The sequence below is a fragment of the Clostridium sp. D53t1_180928_C8 genome (assembly GCF_015667795.1).
Lineage (GTDB): Bacteria > Bacillota > Clostridia > Clostridiales > Clostridiaceae > Clostridium.
This window is the reverse complement of record NZ_JADPEL010000043.1, coordinates 1-23017: the sequence shown is the minus strand read 5'-3', so window position 1 is coordinate 23017 and position 23017 is coordinate 1. Positions and strand designations below refer to the sequence as shown.

9 protein-coding genes are annotated in these 23017 nt (G+C 28.8%); 2 read left to right on the top strand and 7 right to left on the bottom strand.

All coding sequences use genetic code 11. The features are described 5' to 3' along the window. The coding region (locus tag I4V51_RS16790; RefSeq protein ID WP_195989584.1) for a TIGR02206 family membrane protein at positions 1–630 on the top strand (630 nt) is incomplete at its 5' end. A gap of 103 nt (positions 631–733) precedes the next feature. On the opposite strand, the gene I4V51_RS16785 is transcribed toward I4V51_RS16790, so the two are convergent. The 5 genes from I4V51_RS16785 to I4V51_RS16765 all read right to left on the bottom strand — a co-directional run bounded on the left by I4V51_RS16785 (position 734) and on the right by I4V51_RS16765 (position 16229). Continuing rightward, complete coding sequence (locus I4V51_RS16785; RefSeq protein ID WP_207746008.1) at positions 734–5620, bottom strand: DNA repair ATPase; 4887 nt, start codon at positions 5618–5620, stop codon at positions 734–736. A gap of 11 nt (positions 5621–5631) precedes the next feature. After that, complete coding sequence (locus I4V51_RS16780; protein WP_195989583.1) at positions 5632–7686, bottom strand: SPFH domain-containing protein; 2055 nt, start codon at positions 7684–7686, stop codon at positions 5632–5634. A 49-nt stretch (positions 7687–7735) separates the two neighbouring features. Continuing rightward, positions 7736–8356 carry a hypothetical protein gene (locus I4V51_RS16775; protein ID WP_195989582.1) on the bottom strand — a complete coding sequence of 207 codons (621 nt, stop codon included), beginning with the start codon at positions 8354–8356 and terminating at the stop codon, positions 7736–7738. Positions 8357–8803: 447 nt separating this feature from the next. Continuing rightward, positions 8804–14968, bottom strand: coding sequence for a 5'-nucleotidase C-terminal domain-containing protein (locus I4V51_RS16770; protein ID WP_195989581.1), 6165 nt, complete (start codon positions 14966–14968; stop codon positions 8804–8806). A gap of 229 nt (positions 14969–15197) precedes the next feature. After that, complete coding sequence (locus I4V51_RS16765; protein ID WP_195989580.1) at positions 15198–16229, bottom strand: peptidase M42; 1032 nt, start codon at positions 16227–16229, stop codon at positions 15198–15200. A 213-nt stretch (positions 16230–16442) separates the two neighbouring features. Here I4V51_RS16765 and I4V51_RS16760 point away from each other — a divergent pair, with 213 nt between their 5' ends. Continuing rightward, positions 16443–17411: a tocopherol cyclase family protein gene (locus tag I4V51_RS16760; protein ID WP_195989579.1), complete on the top strand. Its 969-nt coding sequence runs from the start codon at positions 16443–16445 to the stop codon at positions 17409–17411. A gap of 98 nt (positions 17412–17509) precedes the next feature. Here I4V51_RS16760 and I4V51_RS16755 read toward each other — a convergent pair whose 3' ends face one another. Both I4V51_RS16755 and I4V51_RS16750 read right to left on the bottom strand, forming a co-directional pair. Beyond that, on the bottom strand, positions 17510–21331 hold the full coding sequence (locus I4V51_RS16755; RefSeq protein WP_195989578.1) for a family 20 glycosylhydrolase: 3822 nt from the start codon (positions 21329–21331) through the stop codon (positions 17510–17512). Positions 21332–21729: 398 nt separating this feature from the next. Then, on the bottom strand, positions 21730–22809 hold the full coding sequence (locus tag I4V51_RS16750; RefSeq protein WP_195989577.1) for an NAD(P)-dependent alcohol dehydrogenase: 1080 nt from the start codon (positions 22807–22809) through the stop codon (positions 21730–21732). Positions 22810–23017 lie beyond the last annotated feature (208 nt).

The window sequence follows — 23017 nt, the reverse complement described above, 5'->3', positions numbered from 1 at the left end:
TTAATCTTTAAAAATAAATTAATAAATAATAGAAAATTAGATATGTATATTAGATATGGCATAGCTATTATATCTTTTTCATTTTTAGCTTTATATTATATATTAAACTGGCATTATTATGGATTTAATCCTAATACAATCCCCTTACATATATGCTTTATAAGTAATATATTATGTATAATACTTTGCTTTAACAAATCTAAAAAACTATGTAACCTATTATTTTTCATAGGAATATTAGGTGGACTAGCTAGTTTATTATTACCTGATTTATCATTATCATATGAATATTTTAGATATTATCAATTTTATATATGCCATATTAGCATAATATTTATACCCTTGTATTTTTATATAGTTTATGATTATAAACCTAGATTTATAGATTGTATAAAATCATTTGTACTCCTTCAACTTATAGGAATACCCATTGGAATTTTTAATGAAATATATAAAACTAATTATATGTTTATAAGCTTCACTTCTAATTTTGCTGCTAAAAATAATATTCTAGAAAACTTAGGTAATGGATCTTATTATATTTTATATTTAGAGCTACTTGCATTTTTAGCTTTAATACTTTGGTATTTTATAATATATATTGTTTCGAAATTTATAGTAAAATATTAAATCAATCTATAGTAAATAACTAGACACTTTAAACGTTATATTACAATATATGGAGTGATCCCGCAGGTCATATTTAATATTACCAGCGGGGTCACCCTCATTTTTACCATTTATTAAAAATTTCTTTTATACTATTAAGCTTTTCAGCAATTCCTCCAAGAGCCATTACTGCTTGTCCTAACATATCATCACCTTTTACAAGTTTATTTTGATTATATATACTTTTTATCTCTTCATAACGAGATTTTTCCTCTTCAGTTATACAACCAACTATCTCTTTCCATTTAAGCATATTAGCTTCTGCTCCATTAGTTAATGTTTGTGAATCATTTTCGTAGCTTGCAATTATCCTTTGGAATAATTCTTCATCATTCATTATTGGAAGAATTTTTTCTGCTATTTTATTCATATTTCTATAAGAACCTTGAAGCTTAAATGCTGGCTCACTTCTATATTCATCAGCTTGCCCTGCTGAATAGATATATTCTAAATTAACTTTTAAAACAATATCTCTAACCTTAAATAGCTTTTCTAAAACAGAAATATACTCATTTATTTCATCTATTGAATAATTTCCTTCTAAAGTAACATTTTCTCTCTTAGCTCCCTTTGCCATTTCTACAAAGCCATAAATATCCTTTGGATTATTAGCTGTAAGCTTTGAAAGAATTTGATTTGAAGTTAAAGCATTTTCTATATAACTTAATTTAAAGGCTTCTTCATTTTCCATAAGCATATCACCTAAGTTATATACATCAGCTCTATTTGCAAGCATATCTGGAATTCTAAACTTTTCTCCACTTTCTGTATATGGATTACCAGCCATAACTACAGCAACCTTTTTACCTCTTAAATCAAAGGTTTGACCTACACCATTATATACACCATCAATTTTTCTTTGGCCATCACATAATGATATAAACTTTTGTAAAAATTCTGGGTTACAGTGTTGAATATCATCTACATATATCATTACGTTATTCCCCATTTTCAGTGCAATATTAAGCTTAAGAAGTTCTTCTTTAGCTCCTGAATTAGGTGCCATTGCTGGATCTAATGATGTTACTTCATTACCTAAGGATGGTCCATTAATCTTAACTAAATTAATGCCAAGTCTACTTGAAATATATTCTATTAAAGTAGTTTTACCATAGCCTGGTGGAGATAAAAGTAATAATAATCCCATTAAATCAGTTCTTTTATTTTCAGAAGCATCACCTATTTGCTTTGCTAAGTTATCTCCTATAATAGGAAGATAAACCTTATCTATAAGCTGATTTCTTACAAATGAAGTTAAAACCTGTGGCTTATAATCATCTAAATGAATCTTTTCTTTAAATTCTTTAATAAGCTCTTTCTTTATATTTTGGAAGTTAATAAAAGTACTTATACACTCTTCTTTAAATAAGCTTAGCTTTTCCATAAAGGCTGTATATGATAATATATATTCTCCATTACTTATAACAGAATGTGTACCAATTAACCCATTAATTGAAGCTTTAGAATCAATGTAAATTACTCTTTCCTTACTTCCTTCATTATTAATTATCATTACAATAACCTCATTAAGTATTCCATGAATTTCATCTTCATTAAAGTTATTTAGTATTGATAAATCAAAATCACAGTTATCCTTAAAGGCTAAAACACATTCATTTACTAAGTAGTAAAGTCCTTCAATATCACTACTGCTATTTTTTACAGAAGTTAAAAAGTCATTTAATAGATTTTTCCCTCTTAAATTAGTTATAAAGCTATCATATATTTCTTTTGCTTCTTTGCTTACTACAAAGGCTTCACCCTTCATGATTTCTAAACATAAATACTCTGCAGCTTCTTTAAAATCACCTTTATTAAATAATATATTAAGCTTTTCACAAGACTTCATCTTTTCTACTATAAAAGGAATATAATTATCTAATTTAGGACTTGAATTAAAGAATAAGCTTACCTTTGATAATTCCTTTAACCTACCTCTTAAGATTCCCTTTGTTTTATCATCAGCAATACAATTCCAATAAACTCTTCCAAGTGCACGAATATCATTTTTATAAATAAGTAAATCAATTTCCTTATTCATTGTTATAAGCTGCTTTAAAATTTTTGCTCCATCTAAATCATGAACACCTTTTGTATAACCTTCATCATATCTACTTTCCATAAACTTTTGAACAACTACAATTAGCTGCTCTTCTGACATATTATAAAGAGTATCTAAAGACTCAATCTTCTTTTCTTTAGCAGCCTCAAATATTAAGTATGCTAAGTACTCTCCTCTATAAACATCATTATTTTCAGAAACTATACTTTGATTAAATACTTTAGAATATTCCTCTATATTTTGTCCATTAACTTTTTCCCAGAAGTCAGTTCCTGTAATATGATAATACAAGCTCTCATCCTTTTGCACTATAGATAAATCAATAGCTTTAGTATTAACAGAAAACTTATGCTTACCTAGTTTAATAACATTTTCTCCATCAACATATAATTCTTGTCTATCCTTTAATGCTGATATAGCCTCTTCTTTTATCTTTTTTAATTTAGATGAAATTTCATCAGCCTTAACATTGTCACCTAATTCATTTAATGTAGAAATAATATCTCTAACCTTTTCTACCATAATATCAGTAGCTAAGTATCCATTAATTTCATCAAAGGTTTTAAAGCTTGATACTCTATTTGTAATACCATTTAAAATTCTTTCAGCAGAATTAAATTGATTAATAATTCTCTTATTAAGCTTATCTAATATTGCTTGCTTTTTACTTTCAAAGGCATTATAAATTTCTTCTCTTTTTTCTCCAAGTGTTATTACATAATCATCAAATTCGGCAAACTTACCTTCTAGTTCTTGAATCATAATAAGAACTTTATTTAAATACTCATCACATTTATCTACTGTATCGCAAATATCTAAATAATTTACTACTGATTGACTAAGTAATTTAACTTGAGAAAAGAATTGAGTAGACATCTCACTTTTTGTCATCTCATTTAATTTACTAATTAATCTAGACTTACTATTATTAATTAATGAAAAAAGCTTAGAAATCTTTTCAATAATTTCTGTAGTCATAGTTGGATCTTCTATTTTAAAATTACTTATTATTTCAATTAAAAGCTCTAAATCACTAGAAGTTAAATTTATTTTCTTTTCTAGTTCTCTGCCTTCACTAGATTTAACTACAGTTTCAATTTCTCCTTGAAGCTCACTTACCTTATCTTCATAAGGCTTAAGACCTTCTGGAGTAAGTAAAAATTCAACGCATTTTTCTGAGAATTCCTCATTCTTTTCTTTTACATCTTTATCTAAATTATTAACATAATCTAAATCTATATATCTTAAATCCTTTAATGAAGCAATCTTACCTCTAAGGCTTCTTATTTTAGCTAAAGCTTCTACATATTCATCAATTGTATCAAAGCTACCATATTTTAAGTTGTTTAATAACTGTTCACATTCAATGCTTACTTCATCCACCTGTGACTTAGTTGCAGCCTTAATTCTCATTACCTTTTCAAACTCACCAATAGCAAAGGTTGCTGATTCTTTAATAGTTAAAAGTACTTCCTTTAAATTAAATACTACCTTTTTATCAATCCAGAAATATGAATCTATTATTCTTTCACATTCCTTAACTATATCATTGTAAATACTTTGATAACCTTCTTTTTTATCTATAAGCTTACATACAGCCGTGCAGTCAGCCATAGCCTTTACAATATCCTTATTACCTATATTAGATAATTCAGCATCACCATTAACTTCTGCAACATAGTTTTTACCTACATAAGGAGTTTGCCAAATTTGAATCATATGATTTTTTCTTGGCTCCTCTTCACTTTTAACTACAATCATTTCACCATTATTAAAGTGAGCATATCCACTACAAACTATTGGTGTATCAATCTTTTGCTCTATAATATTGTAAGAATAAACTAAATACTGTCCATTATCTATATTATAGAAAATATATTGAAAATCTTCTCCATTAGATGAAGTTACTCTATCATCAAAAACAGAATGACCTTCATTTACATCAAATATTTTATATTCTCCAGATTGAAGATAATATCCCTTAGGGAATATAAGTCCATGATTACCTGGTAGTAAAATACATGTATCCTTTATTGCATCTATTCTTATAATATTTTTAAGCTTATTATTAAATATAAAATATCTATAATTATTTTCCTTATAAGGCTTTATCTTTAATATTATAAGCTGATCTAAATTAGCATAATGAATTTCTGCATCATCTAGTGTTTGATCTTTATCCTCAACAGGCTCAGAGTATATCCCCTTGCCTGTTTCAGTATTATCTTCTACCTTTATAGTTAAATCTCCACCTAAAGTTTCAACAAAGACCTTGTCCACAATTGAAACATGAGGATGCTTACCATTTCTTTGATCATCTCTTGTTGCTCTTACAAAGTTAAATTCATTTTTATTAGTAAATTTAACTTCATGTTCACTTCTGCAATCTACATAAACAAGCTTATTACCATGAATTTCCCACTTAAATACCTTAATATCTGTAGGGCTATTACTAGTTTGAAATATCATATAAAAATATGGCTCTGTTATAGTAAACTTAGCAAAAAAAGTGTTTTTATAATATTTATATAATTCATCAAAATCTTTTATAAATTCACTATCATTAATTAAAGCTAAGGACTGATTAACAAATCTATTATCTTGAAACTTATAAATTGCGAAAACATCGCTTAACTCTACTTTAGACTTAAGGCCAATTAATACGTTATAACCAAATATAAATAAATCATCAACTGGAGCCATATCTCTAGGTACGCAATTATGTTCCGTTATTACTCTTTCATTACCAATAAGCTCTGTTTCTATAGAACCAAAAGCTTCTTTTCTAACATCATTTAACTTCTCAATACGTTCCTTTAAGTCAGTACCTTGCTTTATTAAACGACCTTTAATAACCTCATATGCTCCATTTTCCTCTATACTCTTCAAAACTCTTCTCCTTATTTACGTATAGTTTCTATAGTTTTTGCTGGTAAATTACCTACTCCTGCTTTATTAACTGTTTCTAATAACTTACTTAATACAGTTTTATCTTGTCCTTCTGCATTATTCATCATTTTATTAATTGCACCAGCTATTGAAAGATTTTTAATATCTTCTGATGTGATATTAAATCTATCCATAAAGTCTCCTAATTGCTTTTTAAAGTATTCAGGATCTCCAGTAATAAATGTTTCTTTAATATCAGAAAGAACATCACTATTTTCTACTAATCTATCAATTGATTTACCCTTTGATATTGAACCAATAATTTGGTCAAAGAACATTGTTTCTCCACCAACAATATCAATTTTAGCTGTCTTAAGAGCTTCTCTAATAACTGAAGCTTGTGATTCTGCAATTTCCTTTTGAATATTGATATTTGCAAGTTGGATTTCTTTTTCCTTATCAAGTTTAAGCTTAAATTCTTCATGTTCTCTACCAACTTCATCAAGAGCCTTCATGCTAGTAGCCTTTTCTTTAATACCTTCAGCTTCTGCTAAGTATTTCTTCTTTAAGATATCAGCTTCAATAGTTCCATCCTTTTCTTTAACTTCAACCATTGCAGTATCACCTTTAGCTTGTGCTAATGATTTAGCTTCAATTGCTTTAGCTTCTGCTTCTGCCTTAGCTTCAGTAACCTTAGCTTCTGCAATACCTGTAGTAGATTCCTTTATGATATTTGCATCTGCAATAATCTTAATTGCTTCAGCTTCCTTTTGTGATGCTTTAAACTTAGCATCTGCATCAATAATAGTTTTTTCTGCAATTTTTTCTGCAGCTACCTTAGAAGCTTCTGCAGTTTTAACTTCTTTAATTAAGTTAGTTTCAGCTTCTTCTTCAGCCTTTTTAATAGCAACAGACTTAACTCTGTTAGCTTCAGCCATTACCTTAGTATCCTTAATCTTTTCTTCTTCAACAACAGTATCTTTTTCTACTGCAACTCTTTCCCTTATAATTGATTGGATATTTTTCTTTTCTGTTTCAACTTCTTTTTCCTTTGCAATATTAGCAAGCTCTACTAACTTTTCTTTTTCTGTTCTTTCAAGTAATCTTTTCTTATCAACCCTTTCAGTTTCAACAGCCTCAGTACTTTCCTTAGATTTTAATGCAATTATTACTTGTCTTTGTTTGTTTTGTTCTGCAATTTCAATTTCTTCATCAGCTTTAACTCTTGCCATTTCAGCCTTATATCTTTCTTCTTGTCTTACTTTTTCAGCTTCTGCTTCTTCCCTTGCTTTAATAATTTCAATTTCCCTTTGTTGCTTAGCTTCTGCTTCAGCATTTTGCTTTTCAAGCTCTAATATAGCTTCTCTTGCAGCAACATTTTGCTTTTTAATAACCTTTTCTTTTTCTCTTTCAATTTCATTAGCTAAAATTAATTGCTTAGAAGTTAATTCTGTAATTTTCTTAATACCTTCAGAATCTAAAATATTATCACTCTTTAATTGTTTAATATCAGTTTGCTCTAAATAATCAATAGCTGCATCATCTAAAACATATCCATTTAAATCAGTACCTATTATTTGAAGAATTTCATTTTTAAATGTTTCTCTTTCAGTATATAATTGAACAAAATCAAACTTCTTACCTACTGTTTTTAATGCTTCAGAAAACTTTGCATCAAAAAACTCCATTAATGTTTTAGGATCTGAAGCCTTTGCACATCCTAATAATTGAGCAACCTTAAGTACATCTTCTCTTGTTTGATTAACTCTAACGAAAAATGCAACTCTAATATCGGCCCTTAAATTATCTTTACATATAAGCCCATCTTTCCCTTCTCTGGCTATTTCAACTCTTTTAACTGAAACATCCATAACTTCTGCACGATGTATAATTGGAACTACGAACATCCCTCCAAAACTTACTGTTGGACCACCAACACCATTTCTTACTATAACCTTACCTTGCTCAACCTTATGAAAAAATCTTGCAAATAAAGCAAGTAAACCTCCAACTATTATTACTACAGCACCCACGCTAACTAAAATAACTTGTAACTTGTAATCCATTTCTTTATCCCCCTTGAAATTTGTATATATATTTTAATTTTTTAATTAACTATTTATTATAAGTCTTTACAATGTAATAAATATTCTTTTCATAGTTTTTTTTACTAACATACGCCTCTTCATTTTTATAAAAAGTATCTTCTTTAAATTCCGCTTTTACATTTATTAAAATATTAGCTCCTTCTCTTTCTATTTCTGCTTGACCTAAGCGATTATCCTTTATATCACATAGTACATTAACTAATCTACCAACAACCTCTTCTTCTATCTCAGGAATTTCATTATAGCTTTCTTTAAATATACCTTTAAGTGGTATTGTTATAAGCTTAGCAACAAATAAACTTGCTATAAATAAAGGTACTAATAGAAGTCCATTTATTAATCCTCCTACTGGTATTGGCAATATTTTTAAAAACATTGCTAATATCCAAAATACTAATGATATTACACTTGTTAAAACCATTATTGGTATTTCTTTAAGATTAAAAAAAACTAATATTGATTGAAAACCTTCCATACTATTTCCTAAATCTCCATCTAGTCCAAAATCAAAAAAATCTAAATCTATAATTCCTATTATTACTGTAAGCCAATATATTAAACTTAATATTAGTAACACAGTCGGTATAATATTTACTCCTGTAAAAGCATTTTCGATTAATTCTCTCATTTTCCCACTCCTTTTTTACCACTCTTTAATTTTAACATTTGAATTTATTGTAAACAATGAATATTATTAGTTAAAAATATTTTTATTACCATTTTTATAAATTAATAGATCTAAAATACTAATTAAATTTATTAATATTAAAAATTTTATTAATTCATACTCATTAAAAGTATTTCATATTTTATTAAGTGGTATATTATAACTTATTATAAAATATTTATTAATTCTTTTCAAGTATAGCACCCCACTTTAACAAAAAAATTATTCGCGATTTTTCTACTTTTTTCTACACGTTATTAAAGTATTACTCTATCTTAATTTTCTAGAAAGTTATAGTAAAAAAACCTTTGGGTTACCCCAAAGGTTTTTATTTTATACTATACTTTATGTGAATCTTTGTTATAAGTATATAATTGAACTACTTTACACTACTTCATATAAATTTTATCAATACGTATTTATACTATTGTTCTTTTTCTTATTTACTGTAAATAATGCACCACTTAATATCAAAATAGAACCTAAAAGATATAAGTAAACTGCATTTATTCCACCTGTAGATGGTAATTTACCATTTCCTGAACCTCCGTTATTTGTAGAACTACCATTACTTCCAGCTGAACCTTGATTTCCACTAGATGAGTTGTTGTTGCCTCCATTATTTGGATCTGTTGTTTGGCTATTATCTTCAAGTTCTTTAATTTTAGCTTCTGCATCTTCTAATACTTTTAATACATTTGATGAAATTAACTCCTTTTGTATATCAGCTAATGCTTCATATGCAGCTCTCGCTTCCTTAACTTTATCTTTATCATTAAGTGTTATTTCTTTTGGAATTTTATTAATTAAATCTATTACCTTATTTGCAGCAGCCTTATTTTCTTGTGCTTCAATATTCTCTAAAGTATCTATTGTAATTCTACCTTCAACTTCATAATTAACATTACCTAATGATTCTATATATGATGCTAAAGCCTCATCTAATGCTCTAAATTCATTTTCAGTTGCAACATCACCAAAGCAAGGATATTCATCTCCACCTGCTGCTAAGAAATCATTAGTTGCCACTAAATACTTTTTATTCATATCAATATTTTCGCCATTTACAGTAATTTTAACTACTCTTTCTCCAGATGGTTTTGCATCATCAAAAATAATTTTTAATCCTCCAACTTGAGTAAATCCACCAAGCGATTCTGGATATGATCTTACTCCATGTTCTAGAACTTCTTTAATTTGAGAACCAGTTAAATATTTAGTTACTATAAAGTTTCCAAATGGAAGAACTGAAATTATTTCTCCTCTAGTTATTTCGCCTTCATCAATACTTGATCTTATTCCACCACCATTAGTAATTGCAATATCAGCTTCAGTTTCATAAAGCATTGCATCTGTAATAAGATTCGCTAAATTAGTTTCTTTAGTTCTAACATTTGCTCTTTCACCATCTAACTTAACTAAACTATTACCTACAACTTCTGATAATATTTCAAGTTGTTCATTATCAATAGCTTTTATAGCATCTGTTACTGTACTTTCAGGTGTATAAGTTAATGCTTCTTCTTTATTTATTAATGAAGCTGTTTTTACTTTTATCTTTTTAGTTTCTCTATCAACAACTAATGAAAGTTTACCTAAATTACCTTCATATTCACCAGTACTAACAATCAATGTATTATTTGCAGCTTCATATCCATTTTCAAATACTGTATGGCTATGACCATCTATAATTACATCAATACCTTCAACTGACTCTGCAATCATTGTACTTTGTACTTCACTTGATTCATCTGTTCCAACATGAGCTAAAGCAATAACAATGTCTGCACCTTGTGCTTTTAATGATGTAACTTGCTTTTTAGCACTTTCAATTGGATCAAAGAATTCTATACCAATTACATTATTAGGATTTGTTTTATAAGCAGTTTCTGGAGTTGTTAAACCAAAGAATCCTACTTTAATTCCATCAATTTCTTTTATAGAGTTTGATTTTAATAGTGCCTCATTATCCTTTAATACATTAGCAGAAATAATTTCAAATCCATTTTCACCTTCTTCTGCTAAAGCTGCAAGTTCTAATAACCTTTCATAACCATAGTTAAAATCATGATTACCAGGAGTCATTAAATCATATCCTGAAAGCTTCATTAAGTTTACAATATCTGCACCTTTATTTAATGTTGCAAAAGGAAGACCATGTAATGTATCTCCGGCATCTACTAACAATGAATTAGGTATTGAATTTTTAATAGCAGCAATTGTATCTATACCAATAACTGAACTATCAGCCTTTACTCTACCATGACTATCATTAGTATGAAGTATAGTAATAGTGGCTTCAGAAGCTCTTTCTAATACAACTTCCTTACTATCTCTAACTCTGATTCTATCTCCTTCAGTATCTGTAGAAGCAAGACCTATAGCTGTTACAGTATCACCTACTTTAATATTAGAATTAAACTTTCCAGTTTCAATACTATTATCAGATGATCCAACATATCCATTTAAGAATACTCTTACATCACCACTACCATCATTTATTATCATATATCCTGAATTATCATTTCCTATACTTTTAACTATACCAGTTACAGACACTAATAAGCCTTTAGTAGCCTCTAATGTAGCTTCTTTAGTAGTTAATTTTGTTGGTTCAATAATTTTATTCTCTTCTTCTAAAACTTCAATACTATTTAAGTTAATTTGCTTTTCACCTTCATATTCACTAACAGAACCAATTATTCTAACCTTTTGACCTAAATTTAAATCAATTCCTGCTACTGGGAATATATTAATTCCTGCAGTTTCATCTTGTACATAAATTGTATCAAAGAAAGCATTGCCTTCTTGTGTTCCTGCAGTAACATAACCTTCAATGCAGAATACTTCTCCCATTTCAGCACTACGAACATCCTTAATTGATGTTACTGCAACTTCCTTTTTAGCAGCTTCTAAAATATTTAATACAATATTATAATTTGAATATTGTAAATCTCCATAATTATCTAAGGATGCTTGTACTTCAAAATCAGACATAAAGACAGTTCCACCAACAAATATATTTCCACCACCAGATAAATTTTCTGTAGCTAATGCAACAACTTCACCCTTTGGAACACTTACTCCTGTAGTATTTTTATTAGAATCAAATGAATAAGTTGTATCAAATCCTTTTACAAGCCATGTAGCCTTACCTTCTTTAACAGCTTTTTCATTTAAGCTTACAGAACATCCACTATAGAAACTGTATTCTTGTTCAGCTACTACACCATTTGTAAATTCTGAATTAGTATTTATATTTTTAAATCTCAATCTATAAGATTGTCCTGCATTATTATCATCATCAACTACTTCATCATTATTGATTCTTGTAGTTACATCTAAAGCCTCTAATAACTTATTAATTTGAGTTGAAGATGCATATTCTCCAGTACCATCTTGATAATCTGCAAGACCAGTAACTATAATATTCCCGCCGTTATCAGCATAGTTTTTAACTACCTTAATAAATTCATCACTAAAGCTTTGAGGCTTATAGCTTATACCATTAGCCGTTCCAGCTTTTTTAGCAGGAGCAGTAATAATTAATAATTGAACATCCTTTAATAATTCATCTGTTATTTTATTTGTTTCAATATTTACAGCTACATCTTCACTATTTGCTATAGCAGTAAAGTTACCCATATTATTAGCATAATATCCACCAACATAATCATTAAAATGTGTTGCATCTATAACAACTTTACTTATAACTGAAGGGTCTGATACAGTAATTTTTAATACATCTGTATATGTCTTTTCAACCCCATTTAATGTACCTTTTGCTTTTACATCAATATTAAAGCTTCCTGACGCATTAGGAGTATATTTAAAACTGTAAGACCCTGTGCTTAATGAATCAATTGTTATTTTTTCACTTGTACTATTTATTACTTCACCATCAATTGAATATTCCATACTATTAATAGTTAGTGGGAAATCTTCATTATTATATAAAGAAGTTTCAATAGTAAACTCTTCACCTTTAATTGGCATAGTTGTACTTGCTTCTGTTGTAGAAAGGCCAGCTTTTTCAACTTCACCTAACCATACTGGTGCTGTAACTGCAATATCTTTATCTTCTTGATTTATTCTAATATAGTAATAAGAATAATCTGCTGGTAAATCAAATTCAACAGTACCTTCATTTGAATCTAAAGTTTTACTAGCTATTACTGCTCCACCATTTACTACTACAGAAACTTTTCCTATATTTTCATTATCCTCATCTTTAATATCAACTTTAATATTAACAGTTTCAGGTTTATCAATTATACTTCCCATTATTTCATCATTTAAAGTATAAACAATACTTAAGTTTTCATCTTCTGTTGAATAAGTTCTCATATTTCTTAATGCATCATATAGATTCTCTTCACTTAAATCTTCTGCTAAGATTACAGTTCTTGCAGTATTAGCATTTCCCCATTTACCTTTATGATTATCTTGGTTATTAGTTGGAGCTACATGCCAACCTTTATCTAAGGCACGAGTATAGTAGTCATAAGATGGGAAATATCCACTACCCCTTACTGCACCTTCACCGTTACCAACCTCTATCATTGTAACCAAGCTATCTATTTGCTCATCATATAATGAGAAATCATTAAAATCACCAAAAGTTTTTCCAGGATGGTTTAATTGAGATAAAGATGCTGGAAATTCCTTTAATTTATTATAATAATTTTGTAAGGCATTTGAATCATTATTTGTTAACCCTGATTTATTACGACTTTCAAATCCAGGAGTATTAAATGTATTAATATGACCTATTCCATTTGACCATGTCATTTCATAAGCATAAACTCCTAGGAAGTTTTCATCAGTATATTTTTCTGCTACATTATGAGCATTAACCCATTCAGGACTCATTGATCCATCTTCCATAGAAGCTTCTTTATCATTATCTAATGAATTTGAATGATCTGTAACTGCTAAGAAATCAACGCCTGCTTGATTTTTTGCATAATTATAGGCTTCTTCAATGGAGCCAGTACCATCTGAAATATTTGTATGTGAATGTAATTGACCAAAGTATACATTTAAACCATTAATATTTACTTTTTCTTTAACTGTAATTACAGCTTCTAATACTGAATTATTTCCTTTTATATCAGATATAGAAATAGAAATTTTATGCTCTCCTACAGTTAACTCCTCTTGTGGGGTATATGTTATATACTTATCTCCTATTTCTGCTTTTTCACTTACGTTAATATCATCTATTAAAAAACTTAAGCTATCTTTATTTATTTCTGATTCATCTTTATAACTTACTTTAATAGTAACCTTATTATTTGTAGTAACTAAATTCCCAGGTGTTACTAGAGTTAATACTGGTCCATCCTTATCTTCCTCTGTTTCCCCTGAAGCTTGTGATTTTGTTATGTCACTAGAGCTAGCAACTCTTATTTGATAACTAGTATATTGTGAACATACACCTATAACATCAACTTTATCATCTTTAGTTATTTGCTCTAATTCAGGAATTTTATAAAGATTAATAGTATTTCCTTCATTATCTGTAATAACTGTATTTGATGAAGTATTTATATCGCCAATAGTTACATCTACAAACTTAACTCTTTGTGATTCATATTTTTCTCCGCCATCATTATTTATTATGTCAGTGATTTTTACTTCTTTAGGTTCTGGAAGTGAAACATTTGACGCTTTCTTTTCTATATTAGTATATTGAATTTGAATTAATCCTTTATAATCACTTGGGTTTCCTTCAACAATTACTTCATCACCTATTTCAAACTCATCTTTACCTCTTAATGCAATACCTGCACTTCCATCTTGTAATGCATAATTATATGAACTACCTGATACTTCTTTAAAAATTATTGTTCCCTTTACTTTTACATTTTCAGTAGTTTTTCTTGCTTCTTCTATTGATATTATGTCATTTTCTTCTGGACCTGGATCTGGAGTTTCACTTCCTCCATTATTATAAGAAGAATTTCTAGGTGTTGGTGTTCCAAGATAAAAGTCATCTTTGTTATTATTTGTATCCCACCCATTAGTTTCACCAGTAGCTTGTCCATTATTGTCTTTTCTTTGAACACTATTTGTATTACTCATTTTATCTGTAGGTGCTGTTTCACTTTCATTAGCATTTGAACCTATTCCTACTAAATCTATTGTATTACCATTATTATCAACTAATCTAACTTTACATTCGCTACCAGACATAGAAATATTTCCGATTGCATCTGGAGTATCTAATTCTTCACTTCCTCCAGCTCCTGCTCCTTGCTGTATAAGATAATATCCTCCCGCCTTAATAATCCCTGATAATTCTGTACTTTGATTAAAAGTACCAGCTTTAGATGCATATTCAAATTTCCATCCATCTAAATTAATATCATTTGCAGTTGGATTATATAGTTCTATGAAGTCATTTTTTAATGTAGCTCCACTATTGCCTCCCCCACCATAAACTTCACTTATTACAACATATGTTGCTATGGTAGCATTTACTGCTTTAGTTGGTATGGTAACTAAACCTAATACCATAGTTAAAGCTACAAACAAATTCAAGACTTTACTTTTGGTGATTTTATACATTTTACTCCCCCTTTTGATTGATAATATAATTGAAATAAATAATTTTAATATATAAACTTATTTATTCATTATTAATATTATACTCATCAAAATGGGTATTATGTAAATATTTAACTTTTATTAACTTAATTTAAAATTATTTAACATATAAAAATAGCTAGTAGCTTATTACTACTAGCTATTGATAATCATATTATTTACTAATATTTATATATTTTTAGATACCTACTTATATTAAATATTTTAACAATAACTGATACATATTTTTTAAAGAATCAATATGAGTTCTTTCATATCCATGACTACCTCTTGTACCTGGTCCTATAGCTGCATGTCTTACATTATTACCAGCAGTTATTGCAAAATCAGAATCTGTACCATATCGTGGTGTAAATACATCAATTTCATATGCTATATTACCTTTTTCAGCTACTTCAACAAGTTCTGTTAGCATTTCATAATGATATGGAAATCTTGAATCCATAGCAAATAGAGATACTTTTTTCTCACTTGAAACCTGTGTTGGTGCCACTGGAGCTATGTCTAGTGATATAATATCTTTTGTTCCTGGTGGAAGATATGCCCCTCCATGCCCAATTTCCTCGAACATTGTGAAAAATGCTTTTACATTTCTTTTACATATAACCTTATTTTCTTTTATATATTTCATTACTCCAAGCAAAACCGCTATACATGCCTTATCATCTAAAAAACGACTTGTAATATATCCATTATTCATATGAAAACCTGCATCTAGTGCTATTATATCTCCAACCCTTATTCCTAAATCAATTACATCTTGTTTGCATTTTACATCTTCATCTAACACAAATTCCACATTTCTCTCATAACTTAAAGGTGTATTATTATCTGATTCTGGTCTTACATGTGTACAAGAATGAACCCTTCTTACACACCCTGTGTAAACTTGTCCATTACGAGTATGTAATCTACAAATTACCCCTGTTGCATCTTCTTCTCTTAATCCACCTACCTTAGCTACTACAAGAGCACCATTCTCCTTAATATAACGAACCATTAACCCAATATCATCTCCATGTGCCATAATTACTAAAGGATTTCCTTCTCCACCAATATCCGCAATTAACCCACCTTTATGAATCTCTTCACTTCTTGCATTTAACCTTTTCATTTCACCTACAAGGTAATTTTGAATTGGACGAAAATATCCTGTTGTACTATCAATTGATAGTAACTCCCTTAACTTTTTCAATACATATTCTTCATCAAATTTGAACATTCTCTTTCTCCCTACTATATATCTTTATACATATTATACCATATTTTATAGTTATTTTCTTTTACTACTCATTTACGATTATCTTATTTAAATGTATGATTTTATTTTTTTTAATTAAATAAGACTTCTAATAAGTAAATTCTCTTACTTTAATTTGTATATTTATCTTAATATTGATTAAAATAAGTTTTAATATGAATTTATGGAGGCACTATGAAATCAATTATTAATCCTAATCTCTATCATGGTAAAAATAAAAAAAATAACTTCTTTGAAGGCTGGTATTTTAAGATTGTTTCTAAAGATAAAAAAGATACCTTTGCCATAATACCTGGAATTTCAATGGGAAACTCTCAAAATAATAGACATAGTTTTATTCAAATTTTAGATGGTACAAATAAACTTTTTAATTATTGTAAATTTCCATTTACTGATTTTTCATACTTTAATACTCCTTTTTCTATTTCTATTAGTGATAATATTTTTTCTTTAGATCATATTGTATTAAATATTAATATAGATAATATTTCACTATTTGGTGAACTGAAGTTTAGTACTCCCTATACCTGGAAAGATTCTTTAATCAATCCTGGTAGTATGGGGTTTTATAATTATTTAACCTTTATGGAGTGTTATAGCCAAGTGTGCGTCTTAGATGGTGATATTTCTGGTTATTTAAATTTTAATAATAAAAAGATAGACTTTAACGGTGGAAAAATATATATTGAGAAGAATTGGGGAAAAAGCTTCCCTATAGAATGGCTTTGGATTCAAAGTAATACTTTTAATGATAATAAAGCTACAATAACATGCTCAGTGGGGGAAATACCTTTTCCTATAAGTAACTTTCGTGGATTTTTAATTGCTGCCACAGTAGATAAAAAGTTTTATAAATTTACTACTATAAATAGAAGCAAACTTAATTTAATATTAAATAAAGATTCAGTAGAACTTACAGTTACTAATAAAAATTTAACTTTATTTTTAAAAACAGAAACAAAAAATAGTGATTTTATACTTTGTTATGGTCCAAGGAATGGTGAGATGTCACCATATGTAAGAGAAACACTTATAGGTAAGCTTTATATGAAATTATATAATAATAAAACTAATGAATTAATATATGAAGGCTTCGGGGAGAATACTGGTATTGAATATGGTGGCAAGCTTATGAATAATTAATTTATATTTTTATAGAAAATAAAAACCAGTGTCAAACTTATAATTATCATAAATTTGACACCGGTAAACTTTAAATTACAATATATTTTTTCTAATTATTATTTTCTTTTTTTAGTCATTGTAGCTCCAATCATAGAAACTGCTGTTGCAAATAAAACTGTTGTTGCTGCTGATGCTCCTCCTGTCTTAGGTAATTTACCACCTTTGTTTGTATTATTATTATTATTTGATACATCGCTACTAGCTACATTATTACTTTCGTTATTTAAGTCATTAGAATTGCTTCCAGAATTATTGTTATCTGTTGGTTTATTAGTATTGCTATCCTTCTTCACTAACTCACTTAAAGCTAACTCAAGCTCTTTATTAGCTTTAGCAATTTCTTTTTCTGTAGCTTCTTCATTTGAAAATACACTTCTTGCCTTTTCTAAATATTTATCTAATGTTCTTAAGCTCTTTTCAGTATATTTGGATTTATCAATGTTTTCTGCTTTATTTATTAATTCTTCTAGCTTGTCTTTATTTGGCTTTAACCTTAAATCTAAAAATGCTTTAATCAAATCTTTATAAGTCTTTGCTACTTCTGCTTCTAAAGCATTTTCATCTGCAACTACTAATTTTGCAATTTCTAATTTCTCTTTTAATTTATTCCAAGTTTCATTAATATACTCTTCCTCATTTAATTTGCTTATTTTATCAATTAATGAAATAAGAGCTTCTTTATCACCTTTCTCAAATGATAGCATTTGCATTACTTTACTTAACCTATCAAATGAACTATTTATTTGTTCTTGAGTTGCATTAGTATTAGTTAATAAAGCTTCAGCCTCTTCTAATGCAGCCTTAAATTCTGTAACTACTGCTGGTACAACAGCTGAAAGTTCCTCCTCTGTTATCTTTTTAGCCTCTTGTATAGCAATTTCTAAATGTTCCTTAAATACATCTACAACTTCATTTTTTAATGAATCAATAGCTGCCCTCAAATTAGCTTCTACTATAGTAGTATCTATTGAATTTTCTACATATGCTTTTTGTGCTTCAATTAAAGCATCAACCATATTAGAAACAAGTGTTAAATTTTTATCTGTTATATCTAATTCTTCTCCTTCAATAATCATATCTTTTAAGATATTTGATTCTTCTATTTGTTCATATGTGAAATAAACTTCTGAAATTTGATACCACTTATTAGCATTTTCCTTAATTACTAATCTTACAGCTTTAACTGGAGTAGTTTCAAAAGAAATAGCTTTTTTATTTACATCATCTGTAGTTAATGTTCCAACTTTTGTCCATTCTCCTTCTGCTGATTTTATTTCAATATCTGCATTAACAATAATATCTTCTCCAACATCAGATGGATAAACAAATTTTAATCCTGACATATTAAGTTCCATTGGGAATGAAAAAACAATTTCATCTCCTATATTTTGATTATCAGCAAACCAAGATTTTGTATTTAAATCTCCATCAACCATTCTTTCCGGTGCATAAGTTTCTGGTGGAAAGTATGGTCCTTGCCATGAAGCTCCTGAATGTGTATATGTTGCATCAGTTGCTGTAATTGCAGGTGTATTTCCATCCTTTTTTGTTAAATTTTCTTTTGCATTTTTTATGCTATTAAAAGCTTCTCTCATTGAATCTATAGTAATGTTACTGCTATCTAATACAGTTTGTCCATTTTCAATAGCGCTTAAATATTCATCATATCCTGAAACAAATCCTTCTCCTTTAAGTGTGTATTTTGTTTCAATATATAAAGGGTAATAATCTAAAGAGACTGTCTTTTTCTTAGCATTTAATAATTGTTTTAATGCTTCATCTACAGCAATTTGTTCACTTTCTTCAGCTTCATAAACTTCCTTTGCTATTGCTAAAGCTTCTCTATAATCATTATAAGTTTCTCTTATATAGTTATCCTCATTTAATGAATTTTTAACTTCTTTTTCTAGTTCTGTCTTATCACAATATAACTCATACGTGAAAGTATAAGTTTTATCTTCCTTATCAAAGCTTCCAGATACTATTTCTTGTGATATTAAACGATATCCATAAATTTCTTCGGCTTCGAATGTATAATCTTTTCCTATAGTTCCATACTTTACAACATCATCTTTTAGACTCTTCCCAGTAGTGCTTACATATTTCAATGTTACTTTACCCAAATCCTCAGCAGGTACTATTTCTCCTACTGAAGGTAATTCTGAACCTTTTTCAAACCCTGCAACATTACCTAATATCTCATAATTTTTCTTAAAATTCTCTAAAGTTGTAATTGAGTTACTTTTAGTATTCCATGACTTAGTAGCTAATGAGCGTAATTCTTTTGAAATATCTTCTGTAATAACATCTTCATCTACTAAATTGGGATTATCACACCAAATAGCCATTGAAGATCCCTTAATTACACTAGAATCATCAGCTATTGTATTTGATTCAAATTTTCCTGGTGTCCATTGTTCAAATATTCTCTTGTCTTGATTTAAATAATCGAATGAATGTTGCTCACGACCATCTGTTGGTTTACTATTACGTAATACATAATAAAAAAATCCTGCATTTACATTATAAATATCAGTATGACCTTTATTTATAATTGTATTTAAATTCGCAATATCTCTATTCCATCCCATTTGTGACCAGAAGTCAACTCCAATATAATCATGAATCTTTATTGTTTGTGGTTTTTCATAATGAGAATTTTCACCGTAATAAAGACCATCATTCCATACTCTAGGTTTAAATCCACCTTCATATACTAATTCTGCAATTTCATTAATATAGTTAGCTAACGCATCTTGCCAAACAGCATTTGGTCCAAATTTTTCTTTTGCATAACTATCTAATACACTCTTGTATTCTGTAGTAAATGGTGGTCTATCAAACTCCATATATTCATCTCCACCAATATGGAAATCAGTACATCCTTCAAATAGCTCCATATACTCTCTATATAAGCTTTTAAAGTATTCTACTGCTTCAGGATTTGTAACGTCTAATCCACCATCAAAATGAGTTCCCTTATTACTTATTTGACCATACTCTGGATGTGATTTTAAAATATGATTCACGTGTCCTGGAGTATCAAAAGATGGAATAACCTTCACTCCATATTTTCTAGCCTCTTCTATTATTTCTCTTACCTCTACTTTTGTAAGATATTGATCTGATACTATTGATGGATCTGTTTCACATTCAATTCTAAACCCCATATTTTCAGAAAAATGTATTTGAATAGTATTCATTTTCATATAAGACATTTCTCTAATTTGACGAATAAACCAATCCTTTGAAAAATATTTTCTACCACAATCAACATGTAACCTTCTTTCAGCTACATCTGGGTAATCAACTATTGTTCCATATGCTAGTCCCTTATTAGTAAGCATTAAATTTTGTATTGTTCTAAGTCCATATAAAACAGCATTTTCACTTGCACCTGTTAACTTTACTCCACTCTCATTAATATCAATACGGTAAGCTTCTAAACTTGTAGACTCATTAGTTATTTCACTAACATCAGAAATATTAATAAGAACATCACTGTTTGATACTTCACCTTCTCCACTATAAACCATAGCTAATGCATTAGATACAATTCCCTTTTCTAAAAATTCAGCATTAACAAGTTTTATAACTTCCGCTAAACGTTCATTAGCAATATTTTTCTCATTTGCTAATATAACTAACCTACTATCAGCAGTTAAGCACCAAGTCTTCATAGAAGAATCCACTTGATAACTTTGTAAAATTGGATTTACCATAGTTGCTAACTGTTCATTTGCAACTATACTACTTTCACTATGGATTTCTTTATTCTCTACTGCATGTACAGTTGTAGAACAAAACATAGTTAAAGTCATTAGTGCACTTAACGTTCTTTTCCACTCCCCATTAGAAATAAACTTTTTTCCAACCATTTTACCTTTCCCCTTCCACGTTTCTTTATTTATCTTCTTAAAGATATTTCAATTACATAATACCATCTTATGTAAACCCTTGTAAACTTTTACATCAAATTGCGCAATTTAGTTATATTTTAGCTATAAATTTATATCATTTACGAGTATTCTATTTAAAAGTATAATATAGAATTTTTTTTCTTTATACAAAATATAAAACAAACTAGGAATTTATTAGCCACTATTTACAGGTAATTTTAATGCTTATGATAGTAATTCATATTAAATAAAAATGTATAAAAAATATCTTAATAAATTAAACAAAGTGCTAGGCATATTACAGTTTATATACCTAGCACTTTGTCTCTTAAATTTTCTAAAACATATTTAATAAACTATCTACTTTTCTCTTTGTCTTATCTATTACTTTCTTTACTCCAATCTATAACAACAACTGGTTTAATTAACTCTGCTGGCTTATCCTTCATAAGCATTAAGGCCTCTTCTATTTTATCGAATCCTTCAAATTTATGAGTTATAAGTTTACTAGTATCTATCTTTTTAGTAGCTAATAATTGAGCCATCTTTTCCATTTTTAATCTTCCACCTGGAGTAAGTCCTGCATTTATCCTCTTATGGCCCATACCTACACCCCATTCAACTCTTGGGATTTTAATATATTCACCTTCTCCTAAGTAATTTACATTCCCTATAGCACCACCAGCTTTTAACATTTTAACAGCTTGATCAAATGTGTTAACATCTCCACCCGCTATTATTACCTTGTCTACACCTTTTCCATCTGTGAGAGCAAGAACCTGTTCTACTATATCACCTTTTTTGTAGTTTATGATTTCAGTTGCTCCATATTCTTTAGCAATTTTAACACAATTAGGTCTAGAACCTACAGCAAATATATGAGATGCACCCATTTTATTAGCACCTTGAACTGCCATTAATCCAACTGGTCCTATACCAATTACACAAACAGTATCTCCTAATTTAATATCTGCAAGTTCTGCTCCGTGAAATCCTGTTACTACCATATCAGATAACATAACAGCTTCTGCTGGATCAATGCCATCTGGTAATAAAGCTAAGTTTGCATCAGCTTCATTTACATGAAATAATTCTGCAAATACTCCATCTTTAAAATTTGAAAACTTCCATCCTGAAAGCATTCCACCTGAATGTTGAGCATATCCAGACTGTGCTTCTATAGATCCCCAATCTGGAGTTATTGCAGGTACTATTACCCTATCTCCTACTTTAAAATCTTTAACTAATTCTCCTACTTCTACTACTTCACCTACAGCTTCATGACCTAATATCATATCATGTCTTTCTCCAATAGCACCAGCCCAAACTGTATGTATGTCTGATGTACATGGCGCTACTGCTATTGGCCTAACTATTGCATCTAATACTCCACAAACCGGTGATTCTTTTTCAATCCATCCAGTTTGTCCTATACCTAACATTGCAAATCCTCTCATATTTAACAACTCCTTTTTTACCCAGTTTATATCGTTTACATTATACCACATTTTCAAGTATAAATATATAATTTAAAAAAACTCCATCTGCCTTTTTTATATTTTTTTATCACTCCTTAAATGTTTATAAAAATCAGGACCACCCGTAAAACGGGTGGTTTGCTCTACGCCTATAAGGCTCTGTTACTGGCCGTGCTACTCGCACGTC

What these genes read in the sequence shown, in the direction of transcription:
- I4V51_RS16780 (WP_195989583.1), bottom strand. Translation starts at nt 7,686, where the DNA reads ATGGATTACAAGTTACAAGTTATTTTAGTTAGCGTGGGTGCTGTAGTA.
- I4V51_RS16775 (WP_195989582.1), bottom strand. Translation starts at nt 8,356, where the DNA reads ATGAGAGAATTAATCGAAAATGCTTTTACAGGAGTAAATATTATACCG.
- I4V51_RS16770 (WP_195989581.1), bottom strand. Translation starts at nt 14,968, where the DNA reads ATGTATAAAATCACCAAAAGTAAAGTCTTGAATTTGTTTGTAGCTTTA.
- I4V51_RS16765 (WP_195989580.1), bottom strand. Translation starts at nt 16,229, where the DNA reads ATGTTCAAATTTGATGAAGAATATGTATTGAAAAAGTTAAGGGAGTTA.
- I4V51_RS16760 (WP_195989579.1), top strand. Translation starts at nt 16,443, where the DNA reads ATGAAATCAATTATTAATCCTAATCTCTATCATGGTAAAAATAAAAAA.
- I4V51_RS16755 (WP_195989578.1), bottom strand. Translation starts at nt 21,331, where the DNA reads ATGGTTGGAAAAAAGTTTATTTCTAATGGGGAGTGGAAAAGAACGTTA.
- I4V51_RS16750 (WP_195989577.1), bottom strand. Translation starts at nt 22,809, where the DNA reads ATGAGAGGATTTGCAATGTTAGGTATAGGACAAACTGGATGGATTGAA.